Source organism: Cutibacterium sp. LaCa_255 (assembly GCF_057458005.1).
In genome coordinates this window covers 2,476,882-2,492,065 of the sequence record NZ_CP190956.1, presented here as the reverse complement: position 1 = coordinate 2,492,065, position 15,184 = coordinate 2,476,882, and the positions used below count along the sequence as shown (strand labels likewise).

Genomic DNA, 15,184 nt, shown 5'->3' with positions numbered 1-15,184 from the left:
GGATCAGGCGACCTCGTCGACCAGCGCCTTGGTGAAGACCGGGAGATCGTTGGGGTTGCGCGAGGTGATGAGCACCCAGTCGTTGCCCGGGCAGCGGACGAGCTCCTCGTCCACCCAGTTGGCCCCGGCGTTCTCAAGATCCGGACGGATGGAGATGTAGGAGGTCATCTTCTTGCCCTTGGTCACGTCGGCGTCAATGAGCACCCACGGGCCGTGGCAGATCGCTCCGACCGGCTTGCCGGCCGACGAGAACTCCTTGACCAGACGACGTCCGTCCTCGTCGACACGCAGGGTGTCCGCATTGACGGTGCCACCAGGGATGACGAGCAGGTCGTAGTCGGCCGCCTTGACGTCAGCCAGCTTGGAGTCGGCGTCAACTTTGGACGCCCAATCCTTGTCGCCGGTGACGGTCTGGATGGCGTCACCGCTGTTGGAGGCGACGGTCACCTCGATACCAGCCTTCTTGAGGGCGTTGATGGGCTCGACGATCTCGGCCTCTTCGACGCCGAAGTCGGTGACGGCGATGAGTGCATGTGTGGTCATGGTGCTCCTCCTTGTTGCGTACGAGTGGTGGAACGCACGACCGATGGGTTGGTATTCCGCCGCATGCGCCGCAGGACGTCAAGCCGTCACCGCATCGGCGTCACGAGCAGGTGTTCGTGACCACGAGAGGCGTGATGAAGGAGGCGTGTGCGCCCTTGGACTTGCAGTCCTTCCAGCCATACGCCAACGTGAACCCCGTGGTGTCGGTGAGGGTGACATCGGCGTTCCGGGCATCGGGTTTGCCGTTCCCGTAGATCTCGACGGCCTTCGAGTCGAGTTGGGTCGTCGTTGTCCCGGAGTTGTGCGAGGTGTAGGTGGCGGAGCCAGTCATCGTGCGGATGATCATGTCCTCGCTGTGCGAGACGTTGTACACGGGCACCGTCACGCTGTCCATCGGCTCGCTGAAGGTGAACGTGTACCGCATGTACGCACTCTCGTCGTCCACCGCACTCGGCGTTGCCTTGCACCGGGCGCTGTCCTCGGAGATCGAGCTGCTGAACTGGATCGTGAGGCCCGTGCTGCTGTTGATGAAACCTGTCTCGTTCTCGGGGACGTAGTACGTGGTCGGTTGGAGTGTCGCTGACATCCACGGGCCGCTCGTCGGCTGGGAGAGGGTCGTGACGCCGGTCGTCAGGTCGTAGTAGACCGGCGTGCCGTCGAGGACGAGGTTTGTCTTCGTGCTCCCCTGACCGAGGGCGCGAAGATCGTCACGCATCTGCGCCCAGTTGACCTTGATACCGACCTTGGAGCAGTTCGGGTCAGGGCTGCTTGCGAATGCGGGGAGGGTGGATGCCACGGATACCGCCGGGACGGCCCACGCCAAGCCCTTGGCTATGCTGCGTCGGCTGACCTGCTGGTTCGGGGGGGGGGTGTCATTGGAGTCTTCTCCTTGCGGCAGGCGTGTGTTTGTGTCAGGCGCGACCCGTCACCACAGGCCACGCGGGCAACTATAGTTCGTGGTCGGCCAGTTCGCGTGGGTGTCTCGTGAATCACGTGGACTGCGCGGACACCATCGCACGGTGTCAGCGCCAGGTGGAGCATCACATGGGAGGGCATCTGTGCAGTGACCGAAGAGGGCCACTGCACATGTGAGTCGGGGTGACAGGATTTGAACCTGCGACCTCTTCGTCCCGAACGAAGCGCGCTACCAAGCTGCGCCACACCCCGCGACCACGGTCAGCCTCCTCAACAGGAGGACCGACGAATACTCTAACGCAGCTTGATTGAAAGCGCCAAGCCGACCCCCGTCATGACCGGGGAACAAGCGTCAACAGCGTCACTTCCGGCCGGCAGAATGTCCGGTACGGGGCGAAAGGAGAGGACCCTAATCCGGCCGAGACATGAAGCCATCCGGTGCGCCCACCGCTGCTGTGCTGTGAGAGCCCCTTGACGCGGTCGGTGTCGAGATCACAGTTGGTGATGATGGCTCCCTTGACGGGCAGACACACCTGTCCGCCATGGGTGTGGCCCGCGAAGATGATGTCCATCTCGTCCCCGACCATGGCGTCAAGGATCTTGCGGTAGGGCGCATGGGTGACGCCGATGTTGAGGTCTGCGTCTCCATTGTCAGGCCCTGCGACCTTCTCGTAATGGTCGCGCTCGTGGTGGGCGTCGTCAGTACCGCGGAACGCCACTTGCTGGCCAGCCACCTCCAACGTCCCTGACTTGTCGTTGAGGTCCAACCACCCCGCCGCGGTGAACGCTTGGCGCAACTCCTCGTGGGGGAGCTCCGGTATCGGCTCCTCCGACGCGCGCGAACGGCCCCGCAGTAGATACGAGAACGGGTTCTTGAAAGCCGGCACCAGGTAGTCGTTCGACCCGAAGACGAAGGCTCCCGGACGCTTCAAGAGTCCTGCCATGTCGTCAAGGAGGGGCTGCAGGGAGTCAGCCGAGCAAAAGTTGTCCCCGGTGTCGATGACGAGGTCCGGCTCGAGGTCGACCAACCCACGGATGAACTCTCGCTTGGCCTTCTGGCGAGCCAGCATGTGGAAGTCCGAGATGTGCAGCACCCGAAGCGGTGAACTGCCGGGCTCCAGCACCGGCACCTCGACACGGCGCACCACGAACCGATGGGCCTCCACGACCCCATAGGCCAGGCCGGCGACGCCGACTCCAACCAACCCGGCGGCCGCCTTCATGAACGCCTTCATGTCAGCGATGCCTCGTCGTGGCCGGCGGGTTCTGCTGGCCGCCGCCATTTCCTCGGCCCTGTCTTTGGCCGTTGTTTCCCTCGGTGTTGCCACCGGATCGGTTGTGTTCGCTCGGCGGGTTCTGCTGATTCCCAGGCTCGCTGGTGCGCGGGTTGTCCGGCTGGCGTCGTGGTGGTTCCGGTTGAGTGTAAGTCGGCTCAGGTGCGGGCTCGGGACCCTTCGACACCTTCAGCGCGACGGCTTCTCCGGAATGGGCCTTGCCCTCAGGATCCGAGCCGAGATAGGTCCCCGGCTCCGAGTCGTCCCAGACACGCCACATCTTGGTCCGGAACCCAGCCTTGCGGATGGCAGCCTTGGCCTGGGAATAGGTCATGCCGTCGGTGTTCGGGATCTGGATGAGCTTGCCATAACGGATCTCGTCCGTCGGTGAGACGAAGTCCGTCGGAGGCTTGTCCTTGAGGGCGCCTGCCATAGCGGCGCGATAGATCTTGCCGGCGTCGCTACCACCGGAACCATTGAGGTACACCCCGGTGGAGGTCCGGATTCCCTTGATGGAACGAGACTTGTCGCCTCGGAAGTAGGGGTTGCTGCCGTCAGCGGCGATCATCGCCACACCAGCGGCCTGTGGGGTGTAACCGTCGAACCAAGCAGCCTCGTGGGCGTCAGTCGTACCGGTCTTACCGGCCTGCGGGTAGCCCCCGGGAATGGTGGCAGGCATGCCGGTGGCGTCCATCACCCCGGACAGCACTGAGTTGACGCCGTCGGCGACCTTTTGCGGCATGACCCGCTTGCAGTTGCCGGTCGGCACCTTGATGGCAGAGCCGTTACGGTTCTTGATCGATTTGAGGATGATCGGATCGCACCGGACACCTCGAGACGCGAAGGTTGCGTAGGCCGAGGCCATCGACAGCGGGGAGACGTACGCAGTACCGAGGGTGAACGACGGAACGTGCTGGAAGGCGGTCACGATGTCCTTGCCGCTGGAGAGCTTGACTCCTGCGTTCTGGGTCATCTTGGTGACCTCACACATGCCGACGTCCTGCTCCAGCTGGACGAAGTAGGTGTTCACCGACCATGCCGCGGCCTCACGCAGACCGATGTTCCACGAGTGACCGGTGGAGTTGCGTACCCGGAAAGGGCCTGACTTGAAGGCGCCCTTGCAGTTGGTGAACCTCTCTCCCGTGAAGTCCATGGGGGACGACGCGGTGTAGTGCTTGTTGATGGCAATGCCCTTCTCGAGGGCTGCGGCTGTCGTGAAGGCCTTGAAGATCGAACCTGCCTGGAAACCAGTGGCACCACCCATCGAGGCGGGAGCCATGTAGTTGTAATAGGTCTGGCCGGACTTGTCGCCCATGACAGGACGCGACTGCGCCATCGCCAGGAGCAAGCCGGTGCCAGGTTGGACGATCGCGGTTCCGGCGAGAACTGGATCCTTCGGGCCGACGACGTCGGAAACAGCCTTCTGAGCAGCGTCTTGGACCTTTGGGTCGATATTCGTCTGAATCGTCAGTCCGCCACGCTTGACCATCTTGGCCCGTTCGGACGGGTTCTTGCCCAGGCTCGGCATTTGGAGCAGGCTCCGGTAGGCGTAGTCGCAGATGAACGGGTACTTCGAGGAGATGCAGCCATTCTTCGGGTAGACGACCTTCGACTTGTCGAAGACGACCGCCTCCGCCTTCCGGGCCTCGTCAGCGCTGATGAGCTTGAGCTGAGCCATCCGGCCAAGCACGATGTTCCGGCGGTTCATGGCGGCCTCAGGATGGTTCACCGGGTCATAGGCGACTGGGTTCTGCACCAGGCCGGCGAGCATCGCCGACTGTGCGAGGTCGAGGTTGGCGGCCGTCGTCCCGAAGTAGTGACGGGCCGCGGACTCGACGCCGTATGCGCCGTCACCGTAATAGGCGATGTTGAGGTACCGCTCCAGGATTTGCTTCTTGGAGAGCTTCTTCTCCATCGCCACCGCGTAGCGCAGTTCCTGTACCTTTCGGGTGATCGTCGGCTCCTGGGCAGCTTGCGCGCCCGCCTCGTTGCCAGCTGCGACGGCGGCCTCGATGCGGATCTGCTTGACGTACTGCTGGGTCAGGGTCGAACCGCCCTGACGAGCTGATCCGGCGACATTGCCCACCAGGGCTCGCGCGGTGCCCTTGAGATCGATCGCGCCATGGGAGAAGAAGCGGTTGTCCTCAATGGCCACCTGGGCGGTCTGCATCTCCTTGGAGATCTTCGACAACGGGACGTACTCGCGGTTCTCGTCGTAGAAGGTGGCCAGTACCGACCCATCTGCCATGAGGATGTGGGACTTCTGGGCCTGCGGGGTACTCATCAATTCCGCAGGCAGGTCATCCATGCTGTCAGCCACCATCGTCGCGGTGCCACCGGTCAGAGCAGCGACGGGCACGACGAATCCGGCTACCAGCAATCCGGCCAGGATGCTGACGATTCCGAACATGGCCAAGGGGTAGAGCTTGCCGTGCCTGTCTGAGCGCATGGTCCCAAGGATACGTGAGGGTCCGGACATACCCGAGCGGCACAGGCCGTGGCGGTGGTGTTGACGATGTGGTGAGGCTGTGAATTGTGACGTTGCGGACTGCATTGGAGGGGGCTTGGGATGAGATGCCGCCTCGATGCCGCTCCACAGGCCGGTCCTTCGCTGGTTTACCCCTTGCTCCTACTATCGTGGCAGTCGCGCCTGACGGTCCCGGTCGCGTCACGGTGGTCCAGCAGCAGGCCGGGGCGCTCCCGTCCTGACCACGGAGGGGTCGCTATCTGAGGCCGGTTAGACTTTGGTCTGCCGAGCCTGGCAGGAGGGTTGATGACGCGAGTCGTCCAGAAATTCGGTGGGTCCTCGGTGGCCGACGCCGCATCGATCAAGCGCGTGGCGCGTCGGGTTGCCGCAACCAAACAGGCTGGTAATGACGTCGTCGTCGTCATCTCCGCCATGGGTGACACCACTGACGATCTCATGGATCTGGCCCTTGAGGTTTCCCCCCAGCCGGCTCCGCGAGAGCTCGACATGCTCCTGACGACCGGTGAGCGTCAGTCCGCTGCGTTGCTGGCCATGGCCCTGTCCGACCTGGGCATCCCGGCCCGCTCGTACACCGGCTCCCAGGCTGGTGTTATCACGACTGCTGCCCATGGCAATGCCCGCATCATCGACATCACTCCTGGACGCATCGAGAAGTCCTTGGAAGCTGGTGACGTCGTCATCGTCGCGGGATTCCAGGGTGTTTCGCAGACGACGAAGGACGTCACCACCCTCGGGCGTGGAGCCTCCGACACCACCGCGGTCGCGCTCGCGAGCTCGCTGGGTGCCGATTTCTGCGAGATCTACTCCGACGTCGACGGAGTGTTCACCGCCGACCCGCGCATCATCACGGGGGCTCGTCGCATCCCCGAGATCTCCTACGAGGAGATGCTCGAGATGGCCGCCTGTGGCGCGAAGATTCTTCACCTGCGTTGCGTCGAGTACGCCCGCCGTGAGGACGTGCCGGTTCACGTGCGCTCCTCGTTCTCCGACAAACCCGGCACCTGGGTCAAGGACCTTGCCGACATCACGAAGGGATCTGACATGGAAGAGGCCATCATCTCGGGTGTGGCCCACGACCGCTCGGAGGCCAAGATCACCGTCGCCGGGATCCCCGACGCGGTGGGGCGGGCTGCCCAGATCTTTGACATCGTCGCGCGCGCCGACATCAACATCGACATGATCGTCCAGAACGCCTCGCGAGTGATGAACGGTCGCACCGACCTGTCCTTCACCCTGCCGATGAGCGATGGCCCGACCGCCGTCCATGCGCTGACGGCTGCCAAGGATGAGATCGGGTACGAGCAGATTCTCTACAACGACCAGATCGGCAAGGTGTCCGTGGTCGGCGTGGGTATGAGGTCCCACCCCGGCGTCACCTCGACCTTCTTCCGTGCCCTGGCCGACTCCGGTATCAACCTGCAGATGATCTCGACCTCCGAAATTCGGATCTCGGTGGTCGTCGATGCCGATCAGGTCGACGAGGCCGTTCGTGTCGCCCACACTGCTTTCGGACTGGACGCTGAGGGTGAAGCCGTCGTCTACGCCGGAACCGGCCGCTGAGGCGACGATGCCCCAACCCCACGACGACGTTTACGATCTCCTCCACCTTCCGGAGGCAGCCCCGCCGGTCGACGTCTACGACAGTCTCGACATCGACGCCGTCACCTTCGGTGCCGATGTCTCGACCCGCGCGCTGACCCATCTGGACGCCGATGAGGACGTCGATCGCACTCGGGCCATTCCTCGGATCGACGCCCAGGTTCGACCTGCCACCGGCAATGCCCCCGCCGAGGGGTCGCTGCGTCGCGCCAGCATGGTGATGGCGGCCGGAACGATGGTCTCGCGAGTCCTCGGATTCGTGCGTACTTACCTGCTCACCGTCATCGCCGCTGGTACCTCACTGGCTCTTGACGCCTTCCAGGCCGCCAACACACTGCCGAATGTGGTGTTCATCCTGCTCAGCGCAGGAGTTCTCAACGCCATCCTCATTCCGCAGATCACCAAGGCGATGAAGCAGCCTGACGGTGGCCAGGAGTTCGTCGACCGATTGCTGACGGTGTCATTCGCGTCGGTCCTCGTCGTCACGGTGTTGGCAACTGTGGCCTCGCCGTGGCTGCTGGATCTCTACTTCTCCTCCAGCGGGGCGACCCGTCACCTGACGGTCTTCTTCGGTTTCATCTGTATGCCGCAGATCTTTTTCTACGGCCTTTACGCGATCCTCGGGCAGGTCCTCAACGCGCGTAACCAGTTCGCCGCGTTCATGTGGAGCCCGGTGCTGGCGAATGTGGTGCAGATCGCTGGTCTGGTGTGGTTCTTGGTGCAGTTTGGTGCTCACCCGGATCCGACCACCTGGACGTCGGAGATGGTCTGGGTGCTGGCTGGTACGACGACCCTGGGCATCGTCATTCAAGGGTTGTTCCTTATCATCCCGTTGCACCGCGGTGGTTTCCGCTGGCGGCCTCGCTGGGGTGTTCGTGGCTACGGGCTGGGAGCGGCCGCTCGTATCACAGTGTGGACCTTCACAGCACTGGTGATCGCCCAGCTCGCCGGCATCATCATGAAGAAGATGCTGTCCCATGTGCGCTTGGTGCACCCCGAGGTGTCGTCGTCGATCAGTGCCTACGACAACGCCTTCCTCATCTTCATGCTGCCGCAGAGCTTCATCACGACGTCGATTCTCACGGCTCTGTTCCCGCGGATGAGCCGAGCCAATGCCGACGGCAATGACACCGCTATGAAGAAGCTGCTGCGACAGGGATTGGAGATGCCGGCCCTGGCGATCATTCCGTGTTCCCTGGCGATGGTCGTGCTGGCTCGCCCCGGCATCCAGACGGTCTTCTCCCTGGAACCCAGCCAGATCGATGCGCTCGCCTGGGCCGTGGCGATCATGGGTATTGGTCTGCTGCCCTTTGGCATCACGACCCTGCAGCAGCGCTACTGCTTCGCCCGTGAGGACGGCAAGCTCAACCTCATCATGCAGACAGTCACCACCGTCACCCAGCTCGTCATCCTGGTGACGATGTTCATCTTCCCGCCGCAGGGAGCCCTGCTCGTCGTGGCAGCGGCCCAGACCATTGCCAACCTCGTGGGAGCGACGGCGTGGATCGTCGTCGCCTCTCGTCAACTTGGCGGGATTGGCATGGGAGAGGTCCACCGGCTGTGGTTCAGGCTGTCCCTGGCCTCCATCGTTGCCGCCATCCCGACCTACTTCGTCGCCCATGGCATCGACGCTGCCGGACACGGCGCCTGGGTTGGCCATGCCGGTGGAACTTTCGTTGGTGGGGTGCTCTTCGTCGCCATCGTTCTCGGGATGGCAAAGGTGCTGCACATTGACGAGGTCATAGACCTGCTCAGGCCTATCGTGCACAAGGTTCTCCGCAAGGCCTGAGCGAATCAGAGGGGTGCGAGGGAATCCGAAGACGATTCGTGGCCTCAACTAGCGGTTGATGGTGGTTTGTGCCTCAAGAAGCTGCGCAGCCGAAACCGCTCTGGTTGACGGCAGTGCCTCGGCAGTAGGTCTTGCCGCCCTCCAGGCCACCGGTGTTGACCGTCAGCTCGGAGACGGTGACGAGGGTCATGCCCTTCTTGCGCAGGGCGTCGATGAGGCCGCTGGTGGCGTCAGCCGTCGAGGAATACGTGTCGTGAAGCACGATGATCGGCTGGGTGTACGCGGTCGCATATTCGGTCACGGTCTTGATGATCCTGGCCGCGTCGCGGTCCTTCCAGTCGTTGGAGTCCGCCGTCCAGTTGACCATTGCGAGGTTCTGCTCGGCCATGGTCGCATCGACCCGCTCGTTGTGCGCGCCGTACGGAGGACGGAAGAGCATCGTCGGACGACCGGTGAACTTGCTGAGGACGGTTGCCGCGTCAGTGATCTCGGAGGCTCTTCCCTTGGGACCGAGCTTCGTCAGGGTCTGGTTGCTCGTCGAGTGGCTGCCGACCTCAAAACCTGAACCGGCAAGGAGCTTGGTGGTGTCCGGGTGCGCGTCGACGTTGGTTCCCAGTTGGAAGAAGGTGGCTGTCGCCTTCGCTGACGACAAGCTGTTCGCGACCTTGCCCGTGGTGTCGGCGGGGCCGTCGTCGTAGGTCAGTGCGACGCACTTCTCGACGATGCAGTCGACGCCGATCGCCGTCGAAGGATGCGTGGGCTTACCGGTCGACTTGGTGCCCGGGCCGCCCGGAAGGGGTTTGGTGTTGGGGGAATCAGCCGGCTTCGGGCTGGTCTTGAGCTTGGCGAACCAGGTCGCGTCCGCGGACGCCGTGCCGGTGAAGGGGGTCGGGTGCAGGGATGCTCCCAACGCCTTCTGGCCGAGCCCGCTGAGCATCGGGGAGATCGTCTTGGAGTTGATCATGACGGTGCGCTGCACTGCGTCAAGGGCTCCGGCGGGGAAGCGGACGAGCATGTCCCCCCTGCTGTCGAAGGACAGGGCAGGCCCAGTCCCGTAGGGAGCCTGCGGCTGCTGAAGGGCGGCCTCTGCCTTCTTCGCGTCGAGCCCGTCAGCCTTGGCTACCTTGACGACCTGCTGGCTGAACTTTGGCCAATCGGGCCAGGAGATGAGGGCGCTGGCAGACAAGGTCTGCTTCATCGTGGCGTCGTACCACAGGGTCGTCGTTGCCTTGGAGGTCTTGTTGTCCTTGGTGATCTCAGCTTGGAGTTCCACTCCGAGCAGATCAGTCGTCGACGAGATGAAGTGGCCCGTCATGGTCACCTTGGACGCCGACTGCCACGCGGCTCCGCGCAGGGTGCGCTCACGGACGACCTCGATGGCCTGGCTGAGATTGCGTGCCTTGGTGATGGTTGGCACCTTGACGGAGATCTCGGACGGTTTTTCCAAGGACGTCGCCGTCATGGACGCCCCGGACACGTTTCCGGTGGCGACCGAGGTGGACTTCAGGTTGGAACGAATGTCCGAAGGGGCGGCGCCGGGCGCGTCGTCATTGTGAGAGCAGGCTCCAAGAGGGAACAGGGCCACCAAGGCGATGGCCAGGGCTCGAATCGAGCGGCGCGGGGAGGCACTCACGCTCTTAGATTAGGGCGGACTTCATGCGGGAAAGAAACACAACGCCGGGCGTGCCTGACATTCTAGGTGAGTTCTTTGGATTCTCAGCTGATCTCGCCTCCTTGTGCACAGTGTCCCGTTCGGAAGAGGCTGCGGTGAGCATCAGCGCAAGGCCCTCAGGAGGGGAAAAGCACTGTGCCGATGAGGAGAGCCGAGAGGAAGCAGCAGCACGCTGCGAGGGGGACGAACCGCCTCAGGAACCCGGCTCCGAAGGCTCCACCCTCCATCGCCATGAGTTTGACGTCGACGACCGGCCCGATGGCCAGGAAGGCTAGCTGAGCGGTGGGGGAGAAGCTCGTCAGGGAGACGGCCATGAAGGCGTCGGCCTCCGAACACAGTGCGACGATGACGGCCAACAGGCTCAGCACAGCAGCCTCGAGCAGGACATTGCTCGTCAGGGCCTGCATCCAGGCAGTTGGGACGAAGACCTTGACGGTGGCGGCGATGGCGGCGCCGATGACGAGGAATCCGCACGACTGGATGAAGTCATGGGCCAACTCGCTGCGGAAGGTCTCGGCCATCGTCGACAGTGTGCGACGTCCCGGGGCATGGCCATGGATTCCGCAGGAGGCTTCCTCCACAGCTGATCCTGCTGACCCGTCGTCGACTCCGCGTAGTGGACGTCCCAACCAGATCCATCCCAGGCCGATGAGGACGGCAGCGAGCAGCCCGGCCATGAACCGGGCCAGGGCCATCTTGGGGGTGACGGTGTAGGCAATCGCGGTTGCGGTGATGACGACTGGGTTGATGGCGGGGGAGGCCACCATGAAGGTCAGCGCGGCGGCGGTCGGGACCCCTGCCCTCACCAGGGACCTGGTCATGGGTACGGAAGCGCACTCACAGGCAGGAAGAGCAATACCGGCGAGACCAGCGACCGGAACGGCCATGGCGGTGCGGCGTGGCAGGAAACGGGCCAGGGTGTGTGGTTTGAGGAAGGCCGTCAGCGTCGACGAGATGACCGTCCCGAGCAGCAGGAAGGGCAGCGCCTGCAGCCAGATGCCGACGAAGATGACGAGCCAGGCATTGGCCTGGGGTGGCAGCTCGCTCATATGTAGGGGTTCTCCGGGACGGGGATCTTCTCGAAGCGATCCACCTTGAAACGGGTGTCACCGTTGGCAGAACTGGGCAGATAGGTGCCGGTGACGCGGATCCACGAGCCGCCGGCAGGACGCGACGGGGCATCGACCATCGTCGTCATGAAGGGCAGGGCGTCGGCGACGCAGCACCACATCTTGAGCCGGGCGAGGACCCAGGCGTGGTCGGGGTCCTCAGGTGCGGCGCTGACGAAGCCGATCATCGTCAGCTTGCGGCCCTTGAGAGTGGCGATGCCGCGAGAATCGTCAGCTCGTTGCACGTAGTCATAGATGGTGAGCTCGGCCGGATTGCCCTTGAGAGCAGGCCAATGCTGTGGCGGTGGGCCCATCGGGCCGTTACGGTCCGAGCCGATGTTGTCGCCGCCGTTGTCGTATCCGCCGACGGTTTTTCCGGTCTTGGGATCGATGGCCACCGGGGACACCGACTTGGGTGCCTTGGGCGGTCCGTCGTTCCACGAGTCCGAGAAATCTTGGTCCGGGGATGGGCTGGCACTGCGGACTGCCGGACGGTAACTGGCGGCCCCCAGCAAGGACAGCGGCTGCAGCGGGACGAACATCCCCAGCGCGACGGGGGCGACGATGAGCATGCCGATCCGATTTCTGTGGTGCCCGGCAGTGTTCGGGTGGCGCACTGCCCGGACGAGGGTCCACAAACCCATGATCGTCAGGATGGGGCATGCGATCCACAGCAACGTGGTGATGATGGTGCCCACGAAGAGGTGCACCCGGCCACTGATGAGCAGCTGGAATCCGAGCGCGGCACAGGCCAGCAGGGCGAGGCCCTCCCAAGCCGTGCGCGCTCCCGGTTGGATTCTCATCCCTTGCAGTTGTAGCCGCTCTGTTCCTTGACCGTGCCGTTGCAGTAGGCATGGCCAGCCTGGTAGCCGCCGGTATTGAGGGAGATCTCGCTGACGCTGACGATCGTCTTGCCCTTGGCCTCCAGATCCTTGTAGATCCGCGGGGCGGCGTCAATCGATGCCTTCTGGATGTCGTGCTCGAGGACGATGGGTGCGGTGTAGGGCAGAGCCGTCATGACATTCTTGTACGTCATGCCAGGGTTACGGTTCTTCCAGTCCTCGCTGTCGATCTGCCACTGCATGATCGCCATGCCGTTCTCCTTGGCGACCTCGTCAACGGTGTCGTTGTGGGCGCCGTAAGGCGGACGGAAGAGCAGTGGGGTGGCACCCGTGAACTCCTTGATGAGCCGGGAGTTGTGCTCTAACTCGCGACGAATACGGTCCGGGGTCTTCACCGGAAGGTTCGGGTGGGTCACTGTGTGGTTGCCGATCTCCATGCCAGCGGCGGCCACCTTTTGTGCAGTTTCCGGGAGGGCCTTGATGCTGTTGCCCATCTGGAAGAAGGTGATCGAGAGCTTGAACTTCTTGATGGTGTCGAGGAGCTCCGGGGTCATCGCGCTGGGGCCGTCGTCGTAGGTGACGGCGACGCAGTGCAGTACCCGACAATCTGGGCCGACGGCCGTAGAGGGGCGAGTCGAGGTGTCGGTGGACTTGAGGGACTCGTCGACTGGCTGCGACGTCGTCCCAGTGAACTTGCCGGGATTCGTCGATGCCTTTTGGGCCTGGGTACCGAAGCTGCTGAGCATTCCTCTGGCCTTGTCAGACGGTACGGCGAGGGTGATGGGATGGTCGCTGAGGACGCCCGAGGCGAAGGTGGCCAGGAGGTCACCGTCATGGTCGAAGCCGAGGGCGGGGCCGTTGCCGTACGGGGCGGACTTGGCCTTGGCGGCCGCGGCGATCTTGCCGCCGTCGAGGGACTTGTCCTTGCCAGCATTCTGCAGGGCCGTCGTCAGGTTGGCCCACTGGTTCGCCTTGACGAGGGCTGGGGAGGAGTACGACTGCTTCGCCGCCGTGGAGTACCAGACGGTCGCCGGGATCGTCTGCTTCTTCCCCTTGACGGTGGTCGTGTTGGTCACCAGAACCCCGAGAACGGCGTCGCTGGAGGCGATGACCTGGGAGGTGACGTTGACGTCGGAGGCGTCCTGCTGCCAGGAATCGCGCAGCATACGGCCCTTGATGACCTCGACCGCCATGCTGAGGTTCCGTGCCTTAGCGAAGCGGGGGTAGGTGGCCCTGACCTTCTCCGGGGCGGCCTTGAAGGTGATGTCAGTTGCGCCGGCACGCGCTGCGGGGATCTTCGTCAAGGTGGCGTCGACCGAGCCGGAGCTCGGGGATCCTCCTGACTGGGCAGAGTCCTTGGGCCCATCGTTCGAGGAGCAGGCACTCAGGGTCAGGCATGCCGTGAGTGCGACGGCAGCGACTCTCTGAGTAAGGGAAGGCTTCAGCAACATGAGGGAGACCTTACAGCGTATGTTCGGGTCCCCGAAAATGGGCTTGCCGTGTCGCGGGGAAAAGGGTCAGACTGCGCTGTGACGCCACTGTGAGGGTGATCCGTCACTAACATACGGGCTGCACGGAGACAGCGGTTGGGTCGGTCTTGTTCCGGCCCCAACCGCTGTCAGGAAATCACAGGATGAAGGTCACTTGTTGTGGGCGGCAATCCAGTTGATGGCCGTGTCGATGACCTGATCCTTGACCGGCTCGTTGATGGTCTCGTGCATCAGGCCCTTCCACTGGATGACCTTCTTGTCGGTGGATCCAATGGCGTTGTACCAGTTGGTGTCGAAGAAGGCTGGGACGATGCCGTCGTTTGCGCCGTGCATGATGAGGGTCGGCTCGGTGAAGGACGGAGCGTTGAAGGCGTTGTAGGTCTGGGCCACGCCCATCTGCTTGACCATGCCGAGGCTCATGTACTTGTTGTTGTACGGATCCTTCTTGTAGTCCTCGACGACGGCAGGATCGGTGCAGACACCGCCCGACAGCGGGTTCTTGAACTGCACGAAGGCCTCAGCGGTCGTGGAGGGCAGGTGGATCGCCTTCGGATTGCGCACGGCCTGGGTCAGCAGGACGTCGTTGAAGCTGGTGATCTTGTCCATGGGCAGCTTCTGGCTGAGGGTTGGGTCGGCGTTCTTCTCGGCCTCGGTGAGGTCGTGAGCCGTGATGATCTCGGGCTTCTCGGTGTCCTCACCCCACGGGTTGACGGCGATGCCGCCACCGTTGCTCACGATGCCGTCAACGGTGCCCGGGTACTTGGCGCCGTAGGACTGAACGGCGAAACCACCCATCGAGTGGCCGAAGAGGAAGACCTTCTTGCCCTGGTTCTCCTGGTGGGCAGTGTTGACGAACTGGTGGACGTCATTGACGAGGTTGTGCCAGTCGTCGATGTTGCCGCGCGGGATGGTGTTGTCTACGTAGGGACGAGCGCTGCGTCCGTGTCCGCGGTGGTCGAAGCGGTAGGTCGAGTAGCCGGCGTCATTGAGGCGCTTGGCCAGGTAGTCGTAACGGCCAGAGTGCTCAGCGGCGCCATGGACGATGACGACGGCTCCCTTGGCGTTCGGGACGATGTTCTTTCGGAAGAAGAGCTTGGTGCCCCAGTGGTCGGTGCTGGTGACGTATCCGGTGATCACCTTGGGCTGGGCGGAGACTGCGGCGGCCGGTGCCGGGGCGTTACCGGAAGCAAAAGCGGGAGAGGCGGCCATGGAGATTCCGGTGATGGCCATCGTGCCGGCGATGGCCATTGCGCTCATTTTCTTTGTGAAGGTCATGTCCAAGCTCCTTTGCTGTGAAGTGCTAGCGGCGCTGCTTATGGCGTAAGACTAGGGGAGTGCAGGTTGATTCGTCAGGCTTGTGAACGTGTGCACGTCTGGAGTTGGTCAGATAGCCGCGAGGTGAACGTGGCTCATGCACAACCGTGCGGACGCTGGACGGTTGAGCTCTTGGTGGGCAGGGATGG

Annotated in this window: 11 protein-coding genes and 1 tRNA gene; 2 read left to right on the top strand and 10 right to left on the bottom strand. The window is 63.3% G+C overall.

The genetic code is table 11. The annotated features are described in order from the left end of the window. Positions 1 to 3: 3 nt before the first annotated feature. The 5 genes from ACP8ML_RS11355 to ACP8ML_RS11335 all read right to left on the bottom strand — a co-directional run bounded on the left by ACP8ML_RS11355 (position 4) and on the right by ACP8ML_RS11335 (position 5,211). Complete coding sequence (locus ACP8ML_RS11355) at positions 4 to 543, bottom strand: type 1 glutamine amidotransferase domain-containing protein (protein WP_117189474.1); 540 nt, start codon at positions 541 to 543, stop codon at positions 4 to 6. A gap of 100 nt (positions 544 to 643) precedes the next feature. Further along, on the bottom strand, positions 644 to 1,339 hold the full coding sequence (locus ACP8ML_RS11350) for a hypothetical protein (RefSeq protein ID WP_138774617.1): 696 nt from the start codon (positions 1,337 to 1,339) through the stop codon (positions 644 to 646). Between the two features lie 297 nt (positions 1,340 to 1,636). Next, positions 1,637 to 1,710 (bottom strand) — tRNA-Pro (locus ACP8ML_RS11345). Between the two features lie 80 nt (positions 1,711 to 1,790). After that, positions 1,791 to 2,693, bottom strand: a complete 903-nt coding sequence (locus ACP8ML_RS11340; protein WP_171048648.1) for a metallophosphoesterase — start codon at positions 2,691 to 2,693, stop codon at positions 1,791 to 1,793. Between the two features lies 1 nt (position 2,694). Continuing rightward, positions 2,695 to 5,211 (bottom strand): transglycosylase domain-containing protein, encoded by a 2,517-nt coding sequence (locus tag ACP8ML_RS11335; protein WP_171048647.1) that lies wholly within the window; start codon positions 5,209 to 5,211, stop codon positions 2,695 to 2,697. A 294-nt stretch (positions 5,212 to 5,505) separates the two neighbouring features. Here ACP8ML_RS11335 and ACP8ML_RS11330 point away from each other — a divergent pair, with 294 nt between their 5' ends. Both ACP8ML_RS11330 and murJ read left to right on the top strand, forming a co-directional pair. Next, a complete protein-coding gene (locus tag ACP8ML_RS11330; protein WP_016666370.1) occupies positions 5,506 to 6,780 on the top strand; it encodes an aspartate kinase in 1,275 nt (424 codons plus the stop codon). Positions 6,781 to 6,787: 7 nt separating this feature from the next. Further along, entirely contained in the window at positions 6,788 to 8,608 is a 1,821-nt protein-coding gene (gene murJ, locus ACP8ML_RS11325) for a murein biosynthesis integral membrane protein MurJ (RefSeq protein ID WP_117189471.1), read from the top strand. 73 nt (positions 8,609 to 8,681) lie between these two features. Here the strand turns inward: murJ and ACP8ML_RS11320 are convergent, their stop codons facing one another. The 5 genes from ACP8ML_RS11320 to ACP8ML_RS11300 all read right to left on the bottom strand — a co-directional run bounded on the left by ACP8ML_RS11320 (position 8,682) and on the right by ACP8ML_RS11300 (position 14,996). Next, positions 8,682 to 10,241 carry a polysaccharide deacetylase family protein gene (locus tag ACP8ML_RS11320; protein ID WP_429830913.1) on the bottom strand — a complete coding sequence of 520 codons (1,560 nt, stop codon included), beginning with the start codon at positions 10,239 to 10,241 and terminating at the stop codon, positions 8,682 to 8,684. Positions 10,242 to 10,396: 155 nt separating this feature from the next. After that, a complete protein-coding gene (locus ACP8ML_RS11315) occupies positions 10,397 to 11,329 on the bottom strand; it encodes a permease (RefSeq protein WP_098818988.1) in 933 nt (310 codons plus the stop codon). Further along, positions 11,326 to 12,192, bottom strand: coding sequence for a TIGR03943 family putative permease subunit (locus tag ACP8ML_RS11310; RefSeq protein ID WP_004809637.1), 867 nt, complete (start codon positions 12,190 to 12,192; stop codon positions 11,326 to 11,328). Before ACP8ML_RS11310 ends, ACP8ML_RS11315 begins: the two co-directional genes overlap by 4 nt. After that, complete coding sequence (locus tag ACP8ML_RS11305) at positions 12,189 to 13,682, bottom strand: polysaccharide deacetylase family protein (RefSeq protein WP_270236905.1); 1,494 nt, start codon at positions 13,680 to 13,682, stop codon at positions 12,189 to 12,191. The genes ACP8ML_RS11310 and ACP8ML_RS11305 overlap by 4 nt, the downstream gene beginning before the upstream one ends. Before the next feature lie 189 nt (positions 13,683 to 13,871). After that, positions 13,872 to 14,996: a lysophospholipase gene (locus ACP8ML_RS11300; protein ID WP_486702937.1), complete on the bottom strand. Its 1,125-nt coding sequence runs from the start codon at positions 14,994 to 14,996 to the stop codon at positions 13,872 to 13,874. Positions 14,997 to 15,184: the final 188 nt, after the last annotated feature.

Bases quoted from the DNA above. Each gene is read 5' to 3' on its own strand.
- ACP8ML_RS11355 (WP_117189474.1), bottom strand. From the start codon at position 543: ATGACCACACATGCACTCATCGCCGTCACCGACTTCGGCGTCGAAGAG.
- ACP8ML_RS11305 (WP_270236905.1), bottom strand. From the start codon at position 13,682: ATGTTGCTGAAGCCTTCCCTTACTCAGAGAGTCGCTGCCGTCGCACTC.
- ACP8ML_RS11330 (WP_016666370.1), top strand. From the start codon at position 5,506: ATGACGCGAGTCGTCCAGAAATTCGGTGGGTCCTCGGTGGCCGACGCC.
- ACP8ML_RS11315 (WP_098818988.1), bottom strand. From the start codon at position 11,329: ATGAGCGAGCTGCCACCCCAGGCCAATGCCTGGCTCGTCATCTTCGTC.
- murJ (WP_117189471.1), top strand. From the start codon at position 6,788: ATGCCCCAACCCCACGACGACGTTTACGATCTCCTCCACCTTCCGGAG.
- ACP8ML_RS11335 (WP_171048647.1), bottom strand. From the start codon at position 5,211: ATGTCCGGACCCTCACGTATCCTTGGGACCATGCGCTCAGACAGGCAC.
- ACP8ML_RS11300 (WP_486702937.1), bottom strand. From the start codon at position 14,996: ATGACCTTCACAAAGAAAATGAGCGCAATGGCCATCGCCGGCACGATG.
- ACP8ML_RS11310 (WP_004809637.1), bottom strand. From the start codon at position 12,192: ATGAGAATCCAACCGGGAGCGCGCACGGCTTGGGAGGGCCTCGCCCTG.
- ACP8ML_RS11340 (WP_171048648.1), bottom strand. From the start codon at position 2,693: ATGAAGGCGTTCATGAAGGCGGCCGCCGGGTTGGTTGGAGTCGGCGTC.